Source organism: Pseudomonas sp. SR18 (genome assembly GCF_023701505.1).
Classification (GTDB): domain Bacteria; phylum Pseudomonadota; class Gammaproteobacteria; order Pseudomonadales; family Pseudomonadaceae; genus Aquipseudomonas; species Aquipseudomonas cyclaminis.
This window is the reverse complement of the sequence record NZ_JAMQAU010000001.1, coordinates 19,835-36,678: the sequence shown is the minus strand read 5'-3', so window position 1 is coordinate 36,678 and position 16,844 is coordinate 19,835. Positions and strand designations below refer to the sequence as shown.

Genomic DNA, 16,844 nt, shown 5'->3' with positions numbered 1-16,844 from the left:
ACTGTTCGCGTGATGGCCCTGCCGTTCACGCCCCCGAATTCCAAGGACCCACCCATGCTGCTGCGCCAACCTCCATTCCTGTTTGCTGCCTTGACCTTAAGCTCGCTGGTGCACGCCGAAGACCTGCAATTGGCACCGGTCGAAGTCACCACGGCTGAAGCGAGTGCGGGCGAAGTGGCTCAGGCGCAGCTCAAGAGCGTGCCCGGCGCCACCAATTACATCGACATGGGCAGCGTGCAGCAGGGGCGGGTGAGCACCAACGAAGATGTGTTCAAGTACCAGCCGGGGGTGTACGCCAAGGCGGCGAACAACGAAGGGGTGAAACTGTCGATTCGCGGGTCGGGCCTCAACCGCAGCCCTGGCTCCCATGCGTCGGGGCTTTACGAGATGTTCGATGGCCTGCCGCTGACCGGCCCCGGCGGCACCCCTTATGAGCTCAAGGACCCGCTGTGGCAAAGCCGGGTCGAGGTGTTGCGCGGCGCCAACGGTTTTGATCAGGGCGCGTTGGCCCTCGGTGGTGCGGTCAACTACGTCACGCGAACGGGCTACGACGCTCCCAAGCTGCAAGTGCGCTATGAGGCGGGCAGCCGTGGCTATGCCCAGCGCGAGATCAGTTCGGGCCAGGTGCTGGGCGACGCCGACTACTACATCAGCCTCACCGACTCGCAATCCGACGGCTACCAGCGCCAGAGCGCGGCCACAGGCAAGGGCGTGGCCGCCAACTTCGGCTACCGCTTCAACCCCAACCTGGAAACCCGCTTCTATTTCCGTTATCGCGAAACCACCAACGACACCCCCGGCAAACTCACTCGCAGCCAGATCAGCCACGATCCACGCGCCGCCAACAGCCTCAACGCTGCGCGCGACTCCAAGCGCCTGCAACCTGGCTCCACCTGGATCGCCAACAAAACCACCCTGCAACTGGACGACAATTCCCGCCTTGAAGTGGGCCTGGCGTACCACGATTACCCAATGGACCTGCGCGAGGGCACTATCCGTCTGAAGGTCGCCTACACCGACGTCAGCGGCACCCTCAACTACATCCGCCAGGACACGGTGTTCGGCCACGACAGCAAAACCACCCTCGGCCTGCGCACCACCCAGGCGATGCCCAACAATGGCGGCGCGGAATACGTGCGCGTACCTTCCACCGATCCTGCGAAGTATTACGCCCCCGGCACCAAGACCCGCGATTACAGCTACCTGGGCTCCGACACCGTGCTGCACATCGGCAACGACCTGGAACTGGTGCCGGACCTGTGGCTGACCACCGGCCTGGCCGCCATCTACACCCGCCGCGAAACCGAGGTCACCTATCCCGAAGGCCAGGCACCGCTTAGCCAGCACGATTGGGACTACGCGCCGCGCATCGGCCTGCGTTATGACTTCAACCCGCAATTGCAGGTGTACGGCAACCTCAGTCGCTCCGTCGAGCCGCCGCATGCGTGGTCGATGATCTGGGGTTCCAACAAGTATTTTACGAGCGGTCCTGCCAAAGGCATGGCGCGTGAAGGCGTCAGCCTGAAAAACCAGACCGCCACCACCCTGGAAGTCGGCGGTCGCGGTGAGGCCTGGCTCGGCCTGTGGGACCTGGCGCTGTACCGCTCCGAGGTGCGCCACGAATTGCTCACCGTGGAAACCCAGGCCCAGACCGCAACCAGCAATGCCATCGTCGCCGAATCCAACGCCAGCCCCACCGTGCACCAGGGCGTGGAACTGGGCCTGCTCAGCCCACTGTGGGACGGCGGCCGCAACGGCAAACTCGACCTGCGCCAGGCCTACACCTTCAGCGACTTCCACTACCGCGACGACGACCGTTTCGGTGGCAACACCTTGCCGGGCATCCCCAAACACTATTACCAGGCGCAACTGCGCTACAGCCACCCGACCGGTTTCTACACCAGCTTTAACACCGAGCACTCATCAAAAGTGGCGGTGGACTACGCCAACTCCTACTACGCCGCGGCCTATACGATTGTTGGCGCAACGTTCGGTTACGACGCACCCAAGCAGGACTGGCAAGCCTGGGTCGATCTGCGCAACCTCGCCAACCGCCGTTACGCCAACACTGTCACGCCGGGTTACGACGACAAAGGCCTGGATGTTGCGCGCTCTACACCGGCAGATGGGCGTGGTATCTACACCGGCGTTTCATGGAGCTGGCGCTAAGAGGACACACCGATGGGAGGGCGCTTTTACAGGATGTGAGCCCCTTGCCCCGACATCGTTTTACTGGCATTGTTTGCGCAATTGGTAACATTTCCCATTTGAGAAATTTTTGCGCATGCATGACATTCCGGCCGCGCTGGGCAACTCAGCGCGTCAGCAGATCCTTACGGCGATGTACCGCGAGCACCACGGATGGTTGCATGGCTGGCTGCGCAGGAAACTCGGTTGCTCCCAGCACGCCGCCGACCTGGCCCACGACGCCTTCATCCGTGTATTGATGCTGGCCGAACCGCAAGCGATCAAGGAACCCCGTGCCTTCCTGGCCACCACGGCGGGACGCTTGCTCATCGACGGTGCCCGTCGTCGCCGTATCGAAAAAGCCTACATGCAGGCGCTGGTCATCCAGTGCGAAGACGCCGGCATGCCCGACCCGGCGGCGATCCACGTTGCCCTGCAAGCGCTGGAACGCATTGCTGAAATGCTCGCCGGCTTACCGCCCAAGGCCCGCGAGGCGTTCTTGTTGAGTCGCCTCGACGGCCTGACCTACAGCGAAATCGCCGTGCGTCTGGAAGTGTCCCCCAGCACCGTCAAAAACTACATCTCCAGCGCCCTGGTGCATTGCTATCACAGCCTGCACGCGGCCGACCCACTGTCATGAACTCCGAACAGATCATCCAGCAAGCAGCGAATTGGCTGACACGCCTGCACGACGAGGACGTCACCGACGCCGACCGTCAGGCCTTCAACACCTGGTGCGAGGCCGACCCGCGCCACGCCGTGGCCATCGAGCGCATGCGTGCGTTATGGGGCAGCCTCGACAGCGTGCCCGCACAACCGGCGCGCCGCGCCCTGAATCGCGCATTTGCCCCGCAACGGGCACGCAGCGCACAGGTGCTGGGTGTGCTCGGTATCGCGCTGTGCGGTTGGCTGAGCCTGGAGCACCTGCCAGTGTGGATGGCCGACCAGCGTACTGGCGTCGGTGAACGTCGCCAGATCGCCCTCGAAGACGGCAGCCAGTTGCAGCTCAACAGCAACTCGGCGGTGGACGTGAAATTCGACGGCCACCAACGGGTGATCAAACTGCTGCAAGGCGAGCTGTGGGTAGACGTGGCCAAAGATGCGCAGCGGCCGTTCGTGGTGCGCACCGACCAAGGCACGGCGACCGCACTGGGTACCCGTTACCTGGTCAAGCGTGCGCCGGACGGCACGACAGTGGTAACGGTGATCGAGTCCAGCGTGGCGGTCAAAGGTGAGGCAGAGGAGGGCGTCAAGGTCAGCGCCGGCCAGCGTTCCGTCCTCGACCATGGGCGCGCAACGCCCGCGCAAACCGTCGGCAATGCCGATCCGGACGCCTGGACGCGTGGCCTGCTCACCGTCAACGACCAGCCCCTGAGCGAAGTGTTGCAAACCCTGGCCAGCTACCGCCACGGCATGGTCCGCTTCGACCCACAGGCCCTGCGCGGCCTGCGTGTGTCCGGCGTATTCAAGCTGGACGACACGGCAGCGGCCTTGTCGACTCTGGCGGACAACCTGCCGATCCAGGTGGAGTACTTCACCGACTTGCTGGTAGTGGTCAAGCCGCGCTGAGCCTGCCGTAGCTGACGTATTGACACCCGGCGATCTGTGGGCCTCTACGGGGGGCATTCATTGCCTTGGCGCAGGCGTTTGTACAACGTGTTGCGGCTTACCCCCAACTCCCGTGCCAAGTGGGAGATATTGCCGCCTACCGCCTTCAAACGCTGGGTCAGGTCAATGCTGTCGTCCAGGTACTCACTGGTCGGCAGCGGCGCAGGCACGTTCAAGTCCACAAAAAAATCATCCGGCAGATGCTCCGGCCTTATCGGCTGCTCCTCGGCCATCGCCAGCGCCACCTGCAACACGCTGCTCACCTGGCGCAAATTCCCCGGCCACGGGTGCTGCTCGAACAGCGCCAGCACCTCGGCGCTCAAACCGGCCCATTGGGTGGGCTCGCGGTGTTGTTGCCACAGTTGCTGGAACAGCGCCTGCTTGTCGGTCCGCTCGCGCAAGGGCGGCAATTCCAGGGTCAGGCCGCCGATGCGGTAGTACAAATCCTCACGAAAACGCCCGGCCTGCACCTGTTCGCGCAGTGCGCGGTTGGTCGCCGAGATAATGCGCAAATCCACCGGGAACAACTCGCTGCTGCCCACCGGTTGCACACAACGCTCCTGCAACACACGCAGCAGGCGCGCCTGGGTCGGTAGCGGCATATCGCCGATCTCATCGAGAAACAGCGTGCCCTTGTCGGCCTTGCGGATCAGGCCGATGCTGCCTTTCTGATTGGCGCCGGTGAACGCGCCTTTTTCGTAACCGAACAGCTCCGATTCCACCAGCTCAGCGGGAATCGCCGCACAGTTCACCGCGATAAATGCCTTCTGGCTGCGGGAACTGGCCTGGTGCAGGGCTTTGACGAACACCTCTTTGCCCACGCCGGTTTCACCATGAATCAGCAGCGGGATGTCTTTTTCCAGCAACCGCTCGGCCTGGCGCACGGCTTTCTCCACGCGCATATCGCCAAAATGCAGGGTCTTGAGGCCAATGGCTGCCGGCTTCGACATAACCGGCTCGCTGAACACACGCGCCTGCACCGGCATCTGCTTGGGGCGTTTCAACAGGCACTGAAACCGATTGCGCCCGGCCGCCTGCAACGAAAACGGCAAGCCCTCCGGCTGGTTGAGCAGTTCCAGCAGCGACACTTTGAACAAACTGTCGATCATTACCCGCGACAGGCTGATGCCCAGCAGGTTGTCGGCGCGACGGTTGGCCGACAGCACCTGGCCGCTGTCATCAAAGATCAGCAGGCCCGCCCACTGGCTGTCCAGGTTGCTCAGGCCGGTGTTGAAGGTCAGTTGGAAATGCTCGCCGCGAAACAGGTTGAGGATCAGCCGGTTCTCCACGGTCTGACTCATCATCTTGACCATGCCCAAGGTGTGAGAGGGCGGCAGGTAGCTGTCGCTGGACACATCCAGCACCGCGATGATTTCGCGCTGGGCATCGAAGATCGGCGCTGCCGAACCCGTCATGAAACGGTTGGCCTTGAGGAAGTGTTCGTCGTGTTCGATATGCACCGCCTGGGCACAAGCCAGCGCGGTGCCGATGGCATTGGTACCGCTGGAGCGTTCCTTCCAACTGGCACCGGCGCTGAACCCACGGGCCAGCTTGGGCTCGATAAACCGCTGGGTACCCCACGAGGTCAGCACCTGGCCCTGGTTGTCGGCCAGCATGATCAGGCAATTGGAATTACTGAGGATGTTCTCGTAGTAGGGCAGGACTTCCTGGTGGGTGGTCTGCACCAGGGAATGCTGGCTTTCCAGTAGTTGGCTGATGCCCTCGGCAGGCAGTTGATCGAAGCTGGGCGTGCTCTGGTGGTCCAGGCCGAAGGCGCGGCAACGGCGCCAGGAGTCCTGGATGATGGTGTCGTGAGCCAAGGGTTCGGCCATCGGGCGACCTTCTGTTTTTATTGTTTTTATGGGGCCCCGCAGGCGCGGGGGCCCCATTAGTGTTGTTCAGAACTGTTCATTGTCAACCCTAGAAGTGTTCAGTTGTTCAGCCCGATTGTTCACTCCCGAACATCCCATATGTCCCATTTCCTTGTGGATCAAGCACCTGCCGGTTTTGGCACGAAATTCGCTCTGACGACTGGCCAGATTCATTCCAATAATAAAAAAGGTCGTGTCATGTCATTGACCCTGGAACATGTCTCCCGCGTCGTCGAAGGCCAAACCTGGATCGACGATGCCACCCTGCGTTTCGAGCCCGGTTCCTTCAACGTGCTGCTCGGTCGCACCCTGTCCGGCAAGACCAGCCTGATGCGCCTGATGGCCGGCCTGGACAAGCCCGACAGCGGTCGCATCCTGATGAATGGCGTCGACGTCACCCACAAGCCGGTGCGCCTGCGCAACGTGTCGATGGTGTATCAGCAGTTCATCAACTATCCGACCATGACCGTGTTCGAGAACATCGCCTCGCCGTTGCGTCAGGCCGGTGTGTCCAACGAGGTGATCCAGAGCAAGGTGCTGGAAACCGCTCGGATGCTGCGCATCGAGAAGTTCCTGAAGCGTCACCCGCTGGAGCTGTCCGGTGGCCAGCAGCAGCGCACGGCCATGGCCCGCGCCCTGGTCAAGGATGCCGAACTGATCCTGTTCGACGAGCCGCTGGTGAACCTGGACTACAAACTGCGCGAAGAGCTGCGTCAGGAAATGCGCGAGCTGTTCCAGGCCCGCCACACCATTGCGATCTACGCCACTACCGAACCCAACGAAGCCCTGGCCCTCGGCGGCACTACCACCATCCTTCACGAAGGCCGGGTGATCCAGAGTGGCAAGGCTGCCGAGGTTTACCACCAGCCACACACCGTGCTCGCGGCCGAGCTGTTTTCCGAGCCACCGATCAACCTGATGCCGGGGCGTATCAGTGGCAATGAAGTGAGCTTCGCCAATTTCGTACATTTCCCACTCAATGTTGACCTGCGTCCCATCGGCGAAGGCGATTTTCGCTTCGGTGTGCGCCCCAGCCATATCAGCCTGGTGCCGAGCAACGACGACGACCTGGAGCTGGCGGTGACCGTAGAAGTCGCCGAAATCAGTGGCTCGGAAACCTTCCTGCACGTGCGCAGCGAACACTTCCTGCTGGTGCTGCATTTGCCGGGGGTGCATGAGTACGACGTTGACGCGCCGATCCGCGTGTATATCCCCACCCATAAACTGTTTGTGTTCGATGGTCAGGGCCGTTTGGTCCAGGCTCCCGGACGCCGTGTCGCGAGGGTTGCGTGATGGCCGAGATCCATTTGCAGAACCTGGCGCACAGCTATAACCCTACGCCGACCGGACCGGAAGACTACGCGATCCGGGAAATGAACCACGTGTGGGAGCAGGGCGGTGCCTACGCCTTGCTTGGTCCGTCAGGCTGCGGCAAGTCGACCCTGCTCAATATCATCTCCGGTTTGCTCAGCCCGTCTGAAGGCCAGGTGCTGTTCGACACCCAAGTGGTCAACGACCTCACGCCGGAGAAGCGCAACATCGCCCAGGTGTTCCAGTTCCCGGTGGTGTACGACACCATGACGGTGTTCGACAACCTGGCGTTCCCGCTACGAAATCAGGGCATGGCCGAGGCGAAAATTCACAGCAAGGTGCAGGAAATTGCCGAAGTCCTCGACCTGCAAACCCTGCTGAGCAAGAAAGCGCGCAACCTCACCGCCGACGAAAAGCAGAAAGTCTCCATGGGCCGTGGCCTGGTGCGCGACGACGTATCGGCGATCCTCTTCGACGAGCCGCTGACGGTGATCGACCCGCACCTCAAATGGAAACTGCGGCGCAAGCTCAAGCAGATCCACGAGCAGTTCAACATCACCATGGTCTACGTCACCCATGACCAGTTGGAGGCTTCCACCTTCGCCGACAAAATCGCGGTGATGTACGGCGGGCAGATCGTGCAATTCGGCACGCCACGGGAGCTGTTCGAGCGGCCGAGCCACACGTTTGTCGGCTACTTCATCGGCAGCCCTGGGATGAATCTGATCGAAGTGCAGGCCGAGGCGGGCGGGGTGCGGTTTGCCGGCACCCACTTGCCATTGCCCGATGCGTTGCAACAACGCATTGCCAGCACCGACTACAAGAAGTTGCAGGTGGGTATCCGCCCGGAATTTATCCATGTGTGGGACGAGTACAACCCCGACGCCCTGCAGGCCGGCGTCACACATCTGGAAGACCTTGGCACCTACAAGATCATGACCCTCAACCTCGATGGCGCCACCTTGAAAGTGCGTTTGGCCGAAGACAAACCGGTGCCTGAAGGCACGGCGTCCATCAGCTTTCCCGCGCAATGGCTGATGCTCTACGCCGACGATTACCTGCTGGAGGTGCAGCCATGAACAAGGTGCAGAACAACAAGGCCTGGTGGCTGGTGCTGCCGGTGTTCCTGCTGGTGGCGTTCAGTGCGGTGATCCCGATGATGACCGTGGTCAATTACTCGGTGCAGGACATCTTCGACCAGTCCAGCCGCTACTTTGTCGGCGCCGACTGGTACAAGCAGGTATTGCTCGACCCGCGCCTGCACGACTCGCTGCTGCGCCAGTTCATCTATTCAGCCTGCGTGCTGTTGATCGAAATTCCCCTGGGCATCGCCATCGCCCTGACCATGCCGACCAAGGGTCGCTGGTCGTCGCTGGTGTTGATCGTGCTGGCGATTCCGTTGCTGATTCCGTGGAACGTGGTGGGCACGATCTGGCAGATTTTTGGCCGCGCCGATATCGGCCTGCTGGGTTACAGCCTAAACGCCATGGGCATCAGCTATAACTACGCGGCCAACACGGCGGATGCCTGGGTCACTGTGCTGGTGATGGACGTGTGGCACTGGACTTCACTGGTGGCGTTGCTGTGCTATTCGGGGTTGCGGGCGATTCCGGACGTGTACTACCAGGCCGCTCGGATTGATCGTGCATCGGCCTGGGCAGTTTTCCGACATATCCAACTGCCCAAGATGAAGAGCGTGCTGCTGATCGCGGTCATGCTGCGGTTTATGGACAGCTTCATGATCTACACCGAGCCCTTCGTCCTGACGGGCGGCGGGCCGGGTAACGCCACCACTTTCCTCAGTCAGACCTTGACCCAGATGGCCGTAGGCCAATTCGACCTGGGCCCGGCGGCAGCGTTTTCGCTGGTGTACTTCCTGATCATCCTGTTGGTGTCCTGGCTGTTCTACACCGCCATGACCCACTCCGACGCCAACCGCTGAGGCCGCCAACATGAGCAAACGCAAGCTAATCCCGTTGCTGATCTACATCCTGTTCCTGCTGGTGCCGATCTACTGGCTGCTGAACATGTCCTTCAAGAGCAACACCGAAATCCTCGGCGGGCTGACGTTGTTTCCGCAGGATTTCACCCTGGCCAACTACAAGGTGATCTTCACCGACCCGAGTTGGTACACCGGCTATCTCAACTCGCTGTACTACGTGAGCCTGAACACGGTGATTTCCCTGAGCGTGGCGCTGCCGGCAGCCTATGCTTTCTCGCGCTATCGTTTCCTGGGCGACAAGCACCTGTTCTTCTGGCTGCTGACCAACCGCATGGCGCCGCCAGCGGTGTTTTTGCTGCCGTTTTTCCAGCTGTATTCGTCCATCGGCCTGTTCGACACGCATATCGCTGTAGCCCTGGCCCACTGCCTGTTCAACGTGCCGTTGGCGGTGTGGATCCTAGAGGGTTTTATGTCCGGCGTGCCCAAGGAGATCGACGAAACTGCCTACATTGATGGCTACTCGTTTCCGAAGTTTTTCGTGAAAATTTTCATCCCATTGATCGGCTCCGGCATCGGTGTCACCGCGTTTTTCTGCTTCATGTTTTCCTGGGTCGAGCTGCTGCTGGCGCGCACCCTGACCTCGGTCAACGCCAAGCCCATCGCGGCGGTGATGACGCGTACGGTGTCGGCGTCTGGCATCGATTGGGGCGTGCTGGCAGCGGCGGGGGTGTTGACCATCCTGCCGGGCATGCTGGTGATCTGGTTTGTTCGCAACCACGTGGCCAAGGGCTTTGCCCTGGGCCGGGTCTGAGGAGTCGATGATGGAATGGATGGCCTGGACTACCCCCACTGCACTGTTCTTCGGCGGCATCGCCCTCATCCTGGCGGGCATGACCACCTGGGAACTGCGCTCGCCGAGCATCCCCCGGCGGGGTTTGTTACCGATCAGCACCACCCGTGGTGATCGCTTGTTTATCGGTCTTCTCGGCAGCGCCTACCTGCATTTGCTGGTGATCGGCGTTACCGACTGGAGCATCTGGGTGGCGTCCGCGCTCTCCCTGGTATGGCTGTTGAGTGTGATGCGTTGGGGCTAGTGCCCTTATGAATAAACAACCAGGAGGTCTCTATGTTGAATAAGAACAATAAGCTGCGACATAGCATTTCATTGGCCGCCGTACTGGCCCTGAGCGGTTTGAGCGCTTCGGCCTGGGCCGATGCGTACGAAGATGCCGCGAAGAAATGGATCGGCAGCGAGTTCAAACCGTCCACCCTCACCGAAGCCCAGCAGCTCGAAGAGTTGAAATGGTTTATCAAGGCGTCGGAACCGTTCCGTGGGATGAAGATCAACGTGGTGTCGGAAACCCTCACCACCCATGAATACGAGTCCAAGGTGCTGGCCAAGGCCTTCAGTGAAATCACCGGCATCAAGCTGACCCACGACCTGCTGCAGGAAGGCGACGTGGTGGAGAAGCTGCAAACCCAGATGCAGTCCGACAAGAACATCTATGACGGCTGGGTCAACGATTCCGACTTGATCGGTACGCACTTTCGCTATGGCAAGACCGAATCGATCACCGACCTGATGGCCAACGAAGGCAAGGACTTCACCTCGCCGACCCTCGACCTCAAGGACTTTATCGGCCTGTCCTTCACCACCGCGCCGGACGGCAAGATCTATCAACTGCCCGACCAGCAATTCGCCAACCTCTATTGGTTCCGCGCCGACTGGTTCGAGCGTCCGGAACTGAAAGCCAAGTTCAAGGAAAAATACGGCTACGACCTCGGCGTACCGGTGAACTGGTCGGCCTATGAAGACATCGCCAAGTTCTTCAGCGAAGACGTCAAGGAAATCGACGGCAAGCGCATTTATGGGCACATGGACTACGGCAAGAAAGACCCGTCCCTGGGCTGGCGCTTCACCGATGCCTGGTTCTCCATGGCCGGTGGCGGCGACAAAGGCCTGCCCAACGGCTTGCCGGTGGACGAGTGGGGCATTCGCGTGGAGGACTGCCATCCGGTGGGCTCCAGCGTGACCCGTGGCGGCGATACCAACGGCCCTGCCGCTGTGTTTGCCACGCAGAAATACGTCGACTGGATGAAAGCCTACGCGCCACCGGAAGCGGCGGGCATGACCTTCTCCGAGTCCGGCCCGGTACCTTCCCAAGGCAACATCGCCCAGCAGATCTTCTGGTACACCGCGTTTACCGCCGACATGGTCAAGCCTGGCCTGCCGGTGGTGAATGCCGACGGCACGCCGAAATGGCGCATGGCGCCGTCGCCTGTCGGACCTTACTGGGAAAAGGGCATGAAGAAGGGCTATCAGGACGTAGGCTCCTGGACCTTCCTCAAGTCCACGCCCGAGAAGCAGAAACTCGCGGCCTGGCTCTACGCTCAGTTCGTGACGTCCAAAACCGTCTCGCTGAAGAAAACCATCGTCGGTTTGACGCCGATTCGTGAGTCCGACATCAACTCGCAAGCCATGACCGACATGGCCCCCAAACTCGGTGGCCTGGTGGAGTTCTACCGCAGCCCGGCGCGCACCGAGTGGTCACCAACCGGTACCAACGTGCCGGACTATCCGCGCCTGGCGCAGCTGTGGTGGAGCAACATCGCCTCGGCCGCCAGCGGCGAGAAAACCCCGCAACAGGCGCTGGACAACCTGGCCAAGGAACAGGACGCGATCATGACGCGCCTGGAACGCTCCAAAGTGCAACCGGTGTGCGGTCCGAAAATGAACCCCGAGCGTGACGCGCAATACTGGTTCGACCAACCGGGCGCGCCAAAACCGAAACTGGCGAACGAGAAGCCGAAAGGCGAGACCGTGAGCTACAACGACCTGCTCAAGTCGTGGGAGGCGGCGCGCAAGTAAAAATGTAGGGTTGGGCAGAACGGCACTCAGGTGCCGTTTTGTTTTTCTGCTGCTCCGCAATCCGCGGCGTGGAGTGCCGAGGGCGTGTTCATGGCGGCACATGAGGCGTACGGCGAACGGGCGCCACTGATCAGGCATGTTCGAATCCCGATTGAATTTTCCGCCAGGCCCGATGCTCTTTCCTTCAGAAGCGCGTGATTTTGAGCGCTCTTGCGGGGCCTCTTGTTGAAGGGGCGTTGTCTCGGACTTTGCGGGAACTGCCATTATGACGCTATTAACGGCGCTGTCGGGCCAACTGGCCTCTATGCATCACTCGGGCTACGGAGAGTATCAGCGGGTTTATCAACACCTGTATGGCGAAGCGCCGAACGCCGAGAGCGTGGCGCGCGAGTTCCTGCAAACCCAATTGGCCCAGGTACAGGATGCCACCAACGAGCTGCCCGCTGAGCCGGAACAGCTCTTGGCCTGGGTTGAGCAGCGTTGTGCTGCGGTCGCGCAGGACTACGCCGATTACCTTGAGCAGCGCCAGCAAGGCCGGCCGCGCCGTTACTTCCAGAACAAAGCCCATGCACTGTACGTATTGCAACGTGTGGCCCCGACCAAACAGGTCGACGGGGCGTGGTTGTATGGACTGCTGCATTACTGGCAAGACCAGCGTTTTGACGGCCTGCTCAGCACCTATCTTGAAGAGTTGGGGGACGGCGAAGCCGCGCAGAACCATGTGGTGATCTACCGCAAGTTGCTCAGTGATCACGACGCCGACAGCGACGCGGGCGTCGAAGATGAACACTACCTGCAGGGCGCGCTGCAACTGGCCCTGGGCCTGTGTGCCGAGGAATTCCTGCCGCAGGTCATCGGCTACAACCTGGGTTACGAGCAGTTGCCGCTGCACTTGTTGATCACTTCGTATGAGCTGAGCGAGCTGGGCATCGACCCGTATTACTTCACCCTGCACGTCACCATCGACAACGCCAGCAGCGGCCACGCGTGCAAGGCGGCGCAGTCGGTGTTGAACCTGCTGCCGCTGGGCGAGGGCAGGGCGGACTTCTACCGCCGGGTGGCCGAGGGTTATCGCCTTAATGACCTTGGCCAGGGCACCACGGCCGTTATCGAGCAGTTCGACCTGCACGCCGAAGTGGTGGCGATGCTCGAACGCAAACGCACCTTCGGCCAGCACATGCATTCGGACTATTGCTGCTTCGAAGGCAAGACCGTCAACCAGTGGCTGGCGCAGCCGGGGCAGGTCGGCGCGTTCCTCCAGGCGTTGCAGGACAAGGGGTGGATCAAGCGCAATCAGGACCCGGCCGAGAGTCGCTTCTGGCAACTCATCGAGGGCGCGGGCGCGGCGATGTTCGGCGTGTTCAGCGGCTATGAAAAACAGGTGTTACATGACTGGATTGCTGGCGAGTGGATCAGCGACCAGCGCGTGGCGCCGGTGAGGCGTGGGCGCTCCAGCCGGTTTTCCCAGGAACAGCACCGCCCGGCCGACCCTGACACCCAGGCGCTCGTGGACTCGCTGTGGCAACTGCCTGACGAACAGCAGCTCAACGCGCTGATTCCCTGGCTGTCGGCGCGGCGCCATTGCACGCCCGCCGGGTTGTACGCCACTCGCCGGTTTATCCAATTGCGCGCGCGCCTGCGCTAAGGAATTCGCCCATGTCTGCACAACAACTCGCTGATCGCGCACTGCTCAACCTGGGCCGGGGCTTGAAGGAGAGCGGCTACCGCTTTATCACGCCGACGCCCATGACCCATGAACGGGTATTCCAGCGCCTGGCGACGCCGCTGGCAATGGACCTGCGCGACGTGTTCGGTTGGTCGATGCCGTTTGACGGCGCGCTGTTGCCCGAGGCGTTCTGCGAAGAATTGCAGCAGGCCGACGTGATCGAAAAGCACGATTCGCTGTGGCGCAGCGCCGTGCGCTGGTCGAGCCTGGATGACCTGTTGTTCGTTCACTCGGCGTACCCCACGACCCAGTCGGATGCGGTGTTTTTCGGGCCCGACAGTTACCGCTTCGCGCGCCTGATTGAAGCGCATCTGCAACAGCGTTTCGAGCCGATCAAGCGCGCGGTGGACATCGGTTGCGGCGCGGGCGTGGGCGCACTGGTGGTGGCTCGGGCACGGCACGACGCCGAGGTGTTGGCGGTGGACATCAACCCGCGCGCGTTGCGCCTGACCGCAGTGAATGCCGAGTTGGCAGGGCTGGCCAATGTGGTCGCGTACCACAGCGACGTATTGGGCAGCGTCGAAGGCGAGTTCGACCTTATCGTCGCCAACCCGCCCTATATGAATGACGACCGCCAGCGTGCATATCGGCATGGCGGCGGCGCACTGGGCGAGCAATTGTCGGTGCGCATTGTCGGCGAATCCATGGGGCGCCTGGCGCTGGGCGGTAGCCTGGTGTTGTACACCGGCGTGGCGATCGTTGCTGGTGGCGAGGACCCGTTCCTGGCGGCCGTCAAACCATTGCTCGGCAGCCATGCCTATGGCTGGACCTACCGCGAGCTTGACCCCGACGTGTTTGGCGAAGAGCTGGACAAGCCGGGCTACGAGCGTGTCGAGCGGATTGCCGTGGTCGCGCTCACCGTTACGCGCCTGCGTTGACGTCGATGCTCACCTTCGGCATCGAGGAGGAGTATTTCATCACCGACCTGCACACCCGGCGCATGCTGGCCGAGCCTTCGGCGGCGGTCTTGGCCGCCTGCCGGAAGGCTATTGGCGCAGGCTTTGCGGATGAAATGTTCCAAGGGCAGATCGAGGTGGCATCGCCGGTGTTCCACACCAGCCATGAGGCGGCGGAGTACCTGGCGACGGTGCGGCATGACCTGGCCCGATCTCTCGGCGAGTTCGGCCTGGGTGTGGTGTGTGCCGGCAGCCATCCGTTGGCTGACTGGCGTGAGCAGGCGCCCACGGAGCGCGCGCATTTCCGGCAATTGTTCGACGCTATCCAGCACGTCGCGCGGCGCAGCGTGCTGTGCGGCTTGCATGTGCATGTCGCGGTGCCGACGGATGTGGACCGTATTGCGGTAATGAATCAGGTTTCGTCCTGGTTGCCATTGTTGTTGCTGCTCAGTTGCTCGTCGCCGTTCTGGGACGGTGCGCCCACAGGGTTCATGAGCTACCGCCAGGCCGTTTGTGATGAATGGCCGCGCATGGGCGTGCCGGAACACTTTGCCGATTGGGCCGCGTATCAGCGGTACCTGGCACTGCTGCAACGCATCGGCGCGATCAAGGCCGATGGCAACGGCTGGTGGGGCATTCGCCCGGCGGCGCGCTACCCGACCCTGGAACTGCGCATGACCGATGCTTGCCCCAGGATGGCCGACGCCCTGGCCCTGGCCACGTTTTACCGCGTGATGGTCACCCATGCCTGTGGCCTGCCATCGCCCGGTGTGGACTTCACCGCCGAAAGCCGCTGGCTGCTCCAGGAAAACCGATGGCAGGCCAAGCGCTACGGCGCTGCCGGCACCTTTGCGCTGGACGATCACGGCGCAACGGGCACTGCCGAGCAGTGGTTGCAACAGGCCGAACGCACCTTCGCGGCCACCGCTGACGCCCTGGGGGAGCCGCAGCTGTTTGAGACCTTGCACAGGTTGCTGGACGGCGGTAACAGCGCTGTCGAGCAACTGCACTGCCACGCCGCCGCCCAGGCTTCGGGCGCCGAAGCGTTTGCGTGCCTGCAACAGGTGGTCGACCGTCTGCTGGCCCAGAGCCGCGCTGACCACTGATCGGGTGCTGGCCCAGGCCAAGTGAACACTCGCCGTCTGTGTGGCCCTTAATAATAAATCCCTCAAGAGCAGGAGCGCAGAGCATGCGAGCGATGACTTTCCAGGGCGCCCACAAGGTGCAGGTGGACACGGTGCCCGATCCGATCATTGAGCAAGCCGACGACATTATTCTGCGGGTCACGGCCACGGCGATCTGTGGCTCGGATCTGCACCTGTACCGGGGCAAGATCCCCACGGTCGAACACGGTGATATTTTCGGTCATGAATTCATGGGCATTGTTGAAGAGACCGGCCCGGCGGTGACGGCGGTGCAGCGTGGCGACCGGGTGGTGATCCCGTTTGTGATCGCCTGTGGCGATTGTTTCTTCTGCCAACTCCAGCAGTTTGCCGCCTGCGAAACCACCAACGATGGGCGCGGTGCGATCCTGAATAAAAAGGCGATCCCACCGGGCGCGGCACTGTTTGGCTACAGTCGTCTCTACGGCGGCATTCCCGGCGGCCAGGCCGAACTGGTGCGCGTGCCCAAGGCCAATACCGGGCCGTTCAAGGTGCCTGGCTTGCTGGCGGATGAAAAGGTGCTGTTCCTCTCCGACATCCTGCCCACGGCCTGGCAGGCGGTGACCAACGCCGAGATCGGGCAGGGCTCAAGCGTGGCGATTTATGGCGCGGGGCCGGTGGGTCTGCTCAGCGCCGCGTGCGCACAGATGCTGGGCGCCGAGCAGATTTTCATGGTCGACGACCACCCGTACCGCCTGGCCTACGCGCAGAAAATGTATGGCGTGATCCCGATCAACTTCGAGCAGGACGATGACCCTGCCGACACCATCATCCGCCAGACCGCCGGCATGCGCGGCGTCGATGGGGTGGTCGACGCGGTCGGCTTCGAGGCCAAGGGCAGCACCACCGAAACCATCCTGACCACGCTCAAGATCGAAGGCAGCAGCGGCAAGGCCTTGCGCCAGTGCATCGCCGCCGTGCGCCGCGGCGGGGTGGTCAGCGTGGCGGGGGTGTACGCCGGGTTTATCCACGGGTTCATGTTTGGCGACGCGTTCGACAAGGGCCTGACGTTCAAGATGGGCCAGACCCACGTGCAGCGTTTTCTGCCGGAGTTACTGGAGCATATTGAGTTGGGGCACCTGAACCCAGAGGCGATCGTCACGCACCGCCTGTCACTGGAGCAGGCGGCGCGAGGTTATGAGCTGTTCGACAAGGGCGAAGAGGATTGCCGCAAGGTCATCCTGCTGCCGGGGATCGACGAGCGGCCAGTGGCTGAGCCGCTGGACACGCTGACCCCAGGGTTCAACGTGGGCGCTGCCCGCCCGGCCTAG

General features: G+C 61.9%; 14 protein-coding genes. 13 read left to right on the top strand and 1 reads right to left on the bottom strand.

Features of this window, described 5'->3' with window-relative positions:
• Window positions 1-54 precede the first annotated feature (54 nt).
• From NDJ82_RS00190 to NDJ82_RS00180, 3 genes are all read left to right on the top strand, one after another.
• The gene (locus NDJ82_RS00190; RefSeq protein ID WP_250924733.1) at window positions 55-2,169 is read left to right on the top strand and encodes a TonB-dependent receptor family protein; all 2,115 of its coding nucleotides are present in this window, start codon (window positions 55-57) and stop codon (window positions 2,167-2,169) included.
• A gap of 115 nt (window positions 2,170-2,284) precedes the next feature.
• A complete protein-coding gene (locus NDJ82_RS00185; protein ID WP_112195847.1) occupies window positions 2,285-2,827 on the top strand; it encodes a sigma-70 family RNA polymerase sigma factor in 543 nt (180 codons plus the stop codon).
• Window positions 2,824-3,756: a FecR family protein gene (locus NDJ82_RS00180; RefSeq protein WP_250924732.1), complete on the top strand. Its 933-nt coding sequence runs from the start codon at window positions 2,824-2,826 to the stop codon at window positions 3,754-3,756. The genes NDJ82_RS00185 and NDJ82_RS00180 overlap by 4 nt, the downstream gene beginning before the upstream one ends.
• 44 nt (window positions 3,757-3,800) lie before the next feature.
• On the opposite strand, the gene NDJ82_RS00175 is transcribed toward NDJ82_RS00180, so the two are convergent.
• A complete protein-coding gene (locus NDJ82_RS00175) occupies window positions 3,801-5,627 on the bottom strand; it encodes a sigma-54-dependent Fis family transcriptional regulator (protein ID WP_112195843.1) in 1,827 nt (608 codons plus the stop codon).
• A gap of 237 nt (window positions 5,628-5,864) precedes the next feature.
• Here NDJ82_RS00175 and NDJ82_RS00170 point away from each other — a divergent pair, with 237 nt between their 5' ends.
• The 10 genes from NDJ82_RS00170 to NDJ82_RS00125 all read left to right on the top strand — a co-directional run bounded on the left by NDJ82_RS00170 (window position 5,865) and on the right by NDJ82_RS00125 (window position 16,844).
• Window positions 5,865-6,959 (top strand): ABC transporter ATP-binding protein, encoded by a 1,095-nt coding sequence (locus tag NDJ82_RS00170; protein ID WP_099587036.1) that lies wholly within the window; start codon window positions 5,865-5,867, stop codon window positions 6,957-6,959.
• Window positions 6,959-8,056 carry an ABC transporter ATP-binding protein gene (locus NDJ82_RS00165; RefSeq protein ID WP_099586964.1) on the top strand — a complete coding sequence of 366 codons (1,098 nt, stop codon included), beginning with the start codon at window positions 6,959-6,961 and terminating at the stop codon, window positions 8,054-8,056. The genes NDJ82_RS00170 and NDJ82_RS00165 overlap by 1 nt, the downstream gene beginning before the upstream one ends.
• Entirely contained in the window at window positions 8,053-8,919 is an 867-nt protein-coding gene (locus tag NDJ82_RS00160) for a carbohydrate ABC transporter permease (RefSeq protein WP_032889576.1), read from the top strand. The genes NDJ82_RS00165 and NDJ82_RS00160 overlap by 4 nt, the downstream gene beginning before the upstream one ends.
• A 10-nt stretch (window positions 8,920-8,929) precedes the next feature.
• Window positions 8,930-9,730 (top strand): carbohydrate ABC transporter permease, encoded by an 801-nt coding sequence (locus NDJ82_RS00155; RefSeq protein ID WP_003232361.1) that lies wholly within the window; start codon window positions 8,930-8,932, stop codon window positions 9,728-9,730.
• A gap of 10 nt (window positions 9,731-9,740) precedes the next feature.
• Window positions 9,741-10,013, top strand: coding sequence for a DUF2160 domain-containing protein (locus NDJ82_RS00150; protein WP_014718862.1), 273 nt, complete (start codon window positions 9,741-9,743; stop codon window positions 10,011-10,013).
• A 32-nt stretch (window positions 10,014-10,045) separates the two neighbouring features.
• Complete coding sequence (locus NDJ82_RS00145) at window positions 10,046-11,788, top strand: ABC transporter substrate-binding protein (protein ID WP_112195839.1); 1,743 nt, start codon at window positions 10,046-10,048, stop codon at window positions 11,786-11,788.
• 265 nt (window positions 11,789-12,053) lie between these two features.
• On the top strand, window positions 12,054-13,433 hold the full coding sequence (locus NDJ82_RS00140) for an iron-containing redox enzyme family protein (protein WP_250924731.1): 1,380 nt from the start codon (window positions 12,054-12,056) through the stop codon (window positions 13,431-13,433).
• An 11-nt stretch (window positions 13,434-13,444) separates the two neighbouring features.
• The gene (locus NDJ82_RS00135; RefSeq protein ID WP_250924730.1) at window positions 13,445-14,392 is read left to right on the top strand and encodes a methyltransferase; all 948 of its coding nucleotides are present in this window, start codon (window positions 13,445-13,447) and stop codon (window positions 14,390-14,392) included.
• A gap of 5 nt (window positions 14,393-14,397) precedes the next feature.
• A complete protein-coding gene (locus NDJ82_RS00130) occupies window positions 14,398-15,516 on the top strand; it encodes a carboxylate-amine ligase (protein WP_250924955.1) in 1,119 nt (372 codons plus the stop codon).
• An 83-nt stretch (window positions 15,517-15,599) separates the two neighbouring features.
• Window positions 15,600-16,844, top strand: a complete 1,245-nt coding sequence (locus NDJ82_RS00125) for a zinc-dependent alcohol dehydrogenase (protein WP_112195833.1) — start codon at window positions 15,600-15,602, stop codon at window positions 16,842-16,844.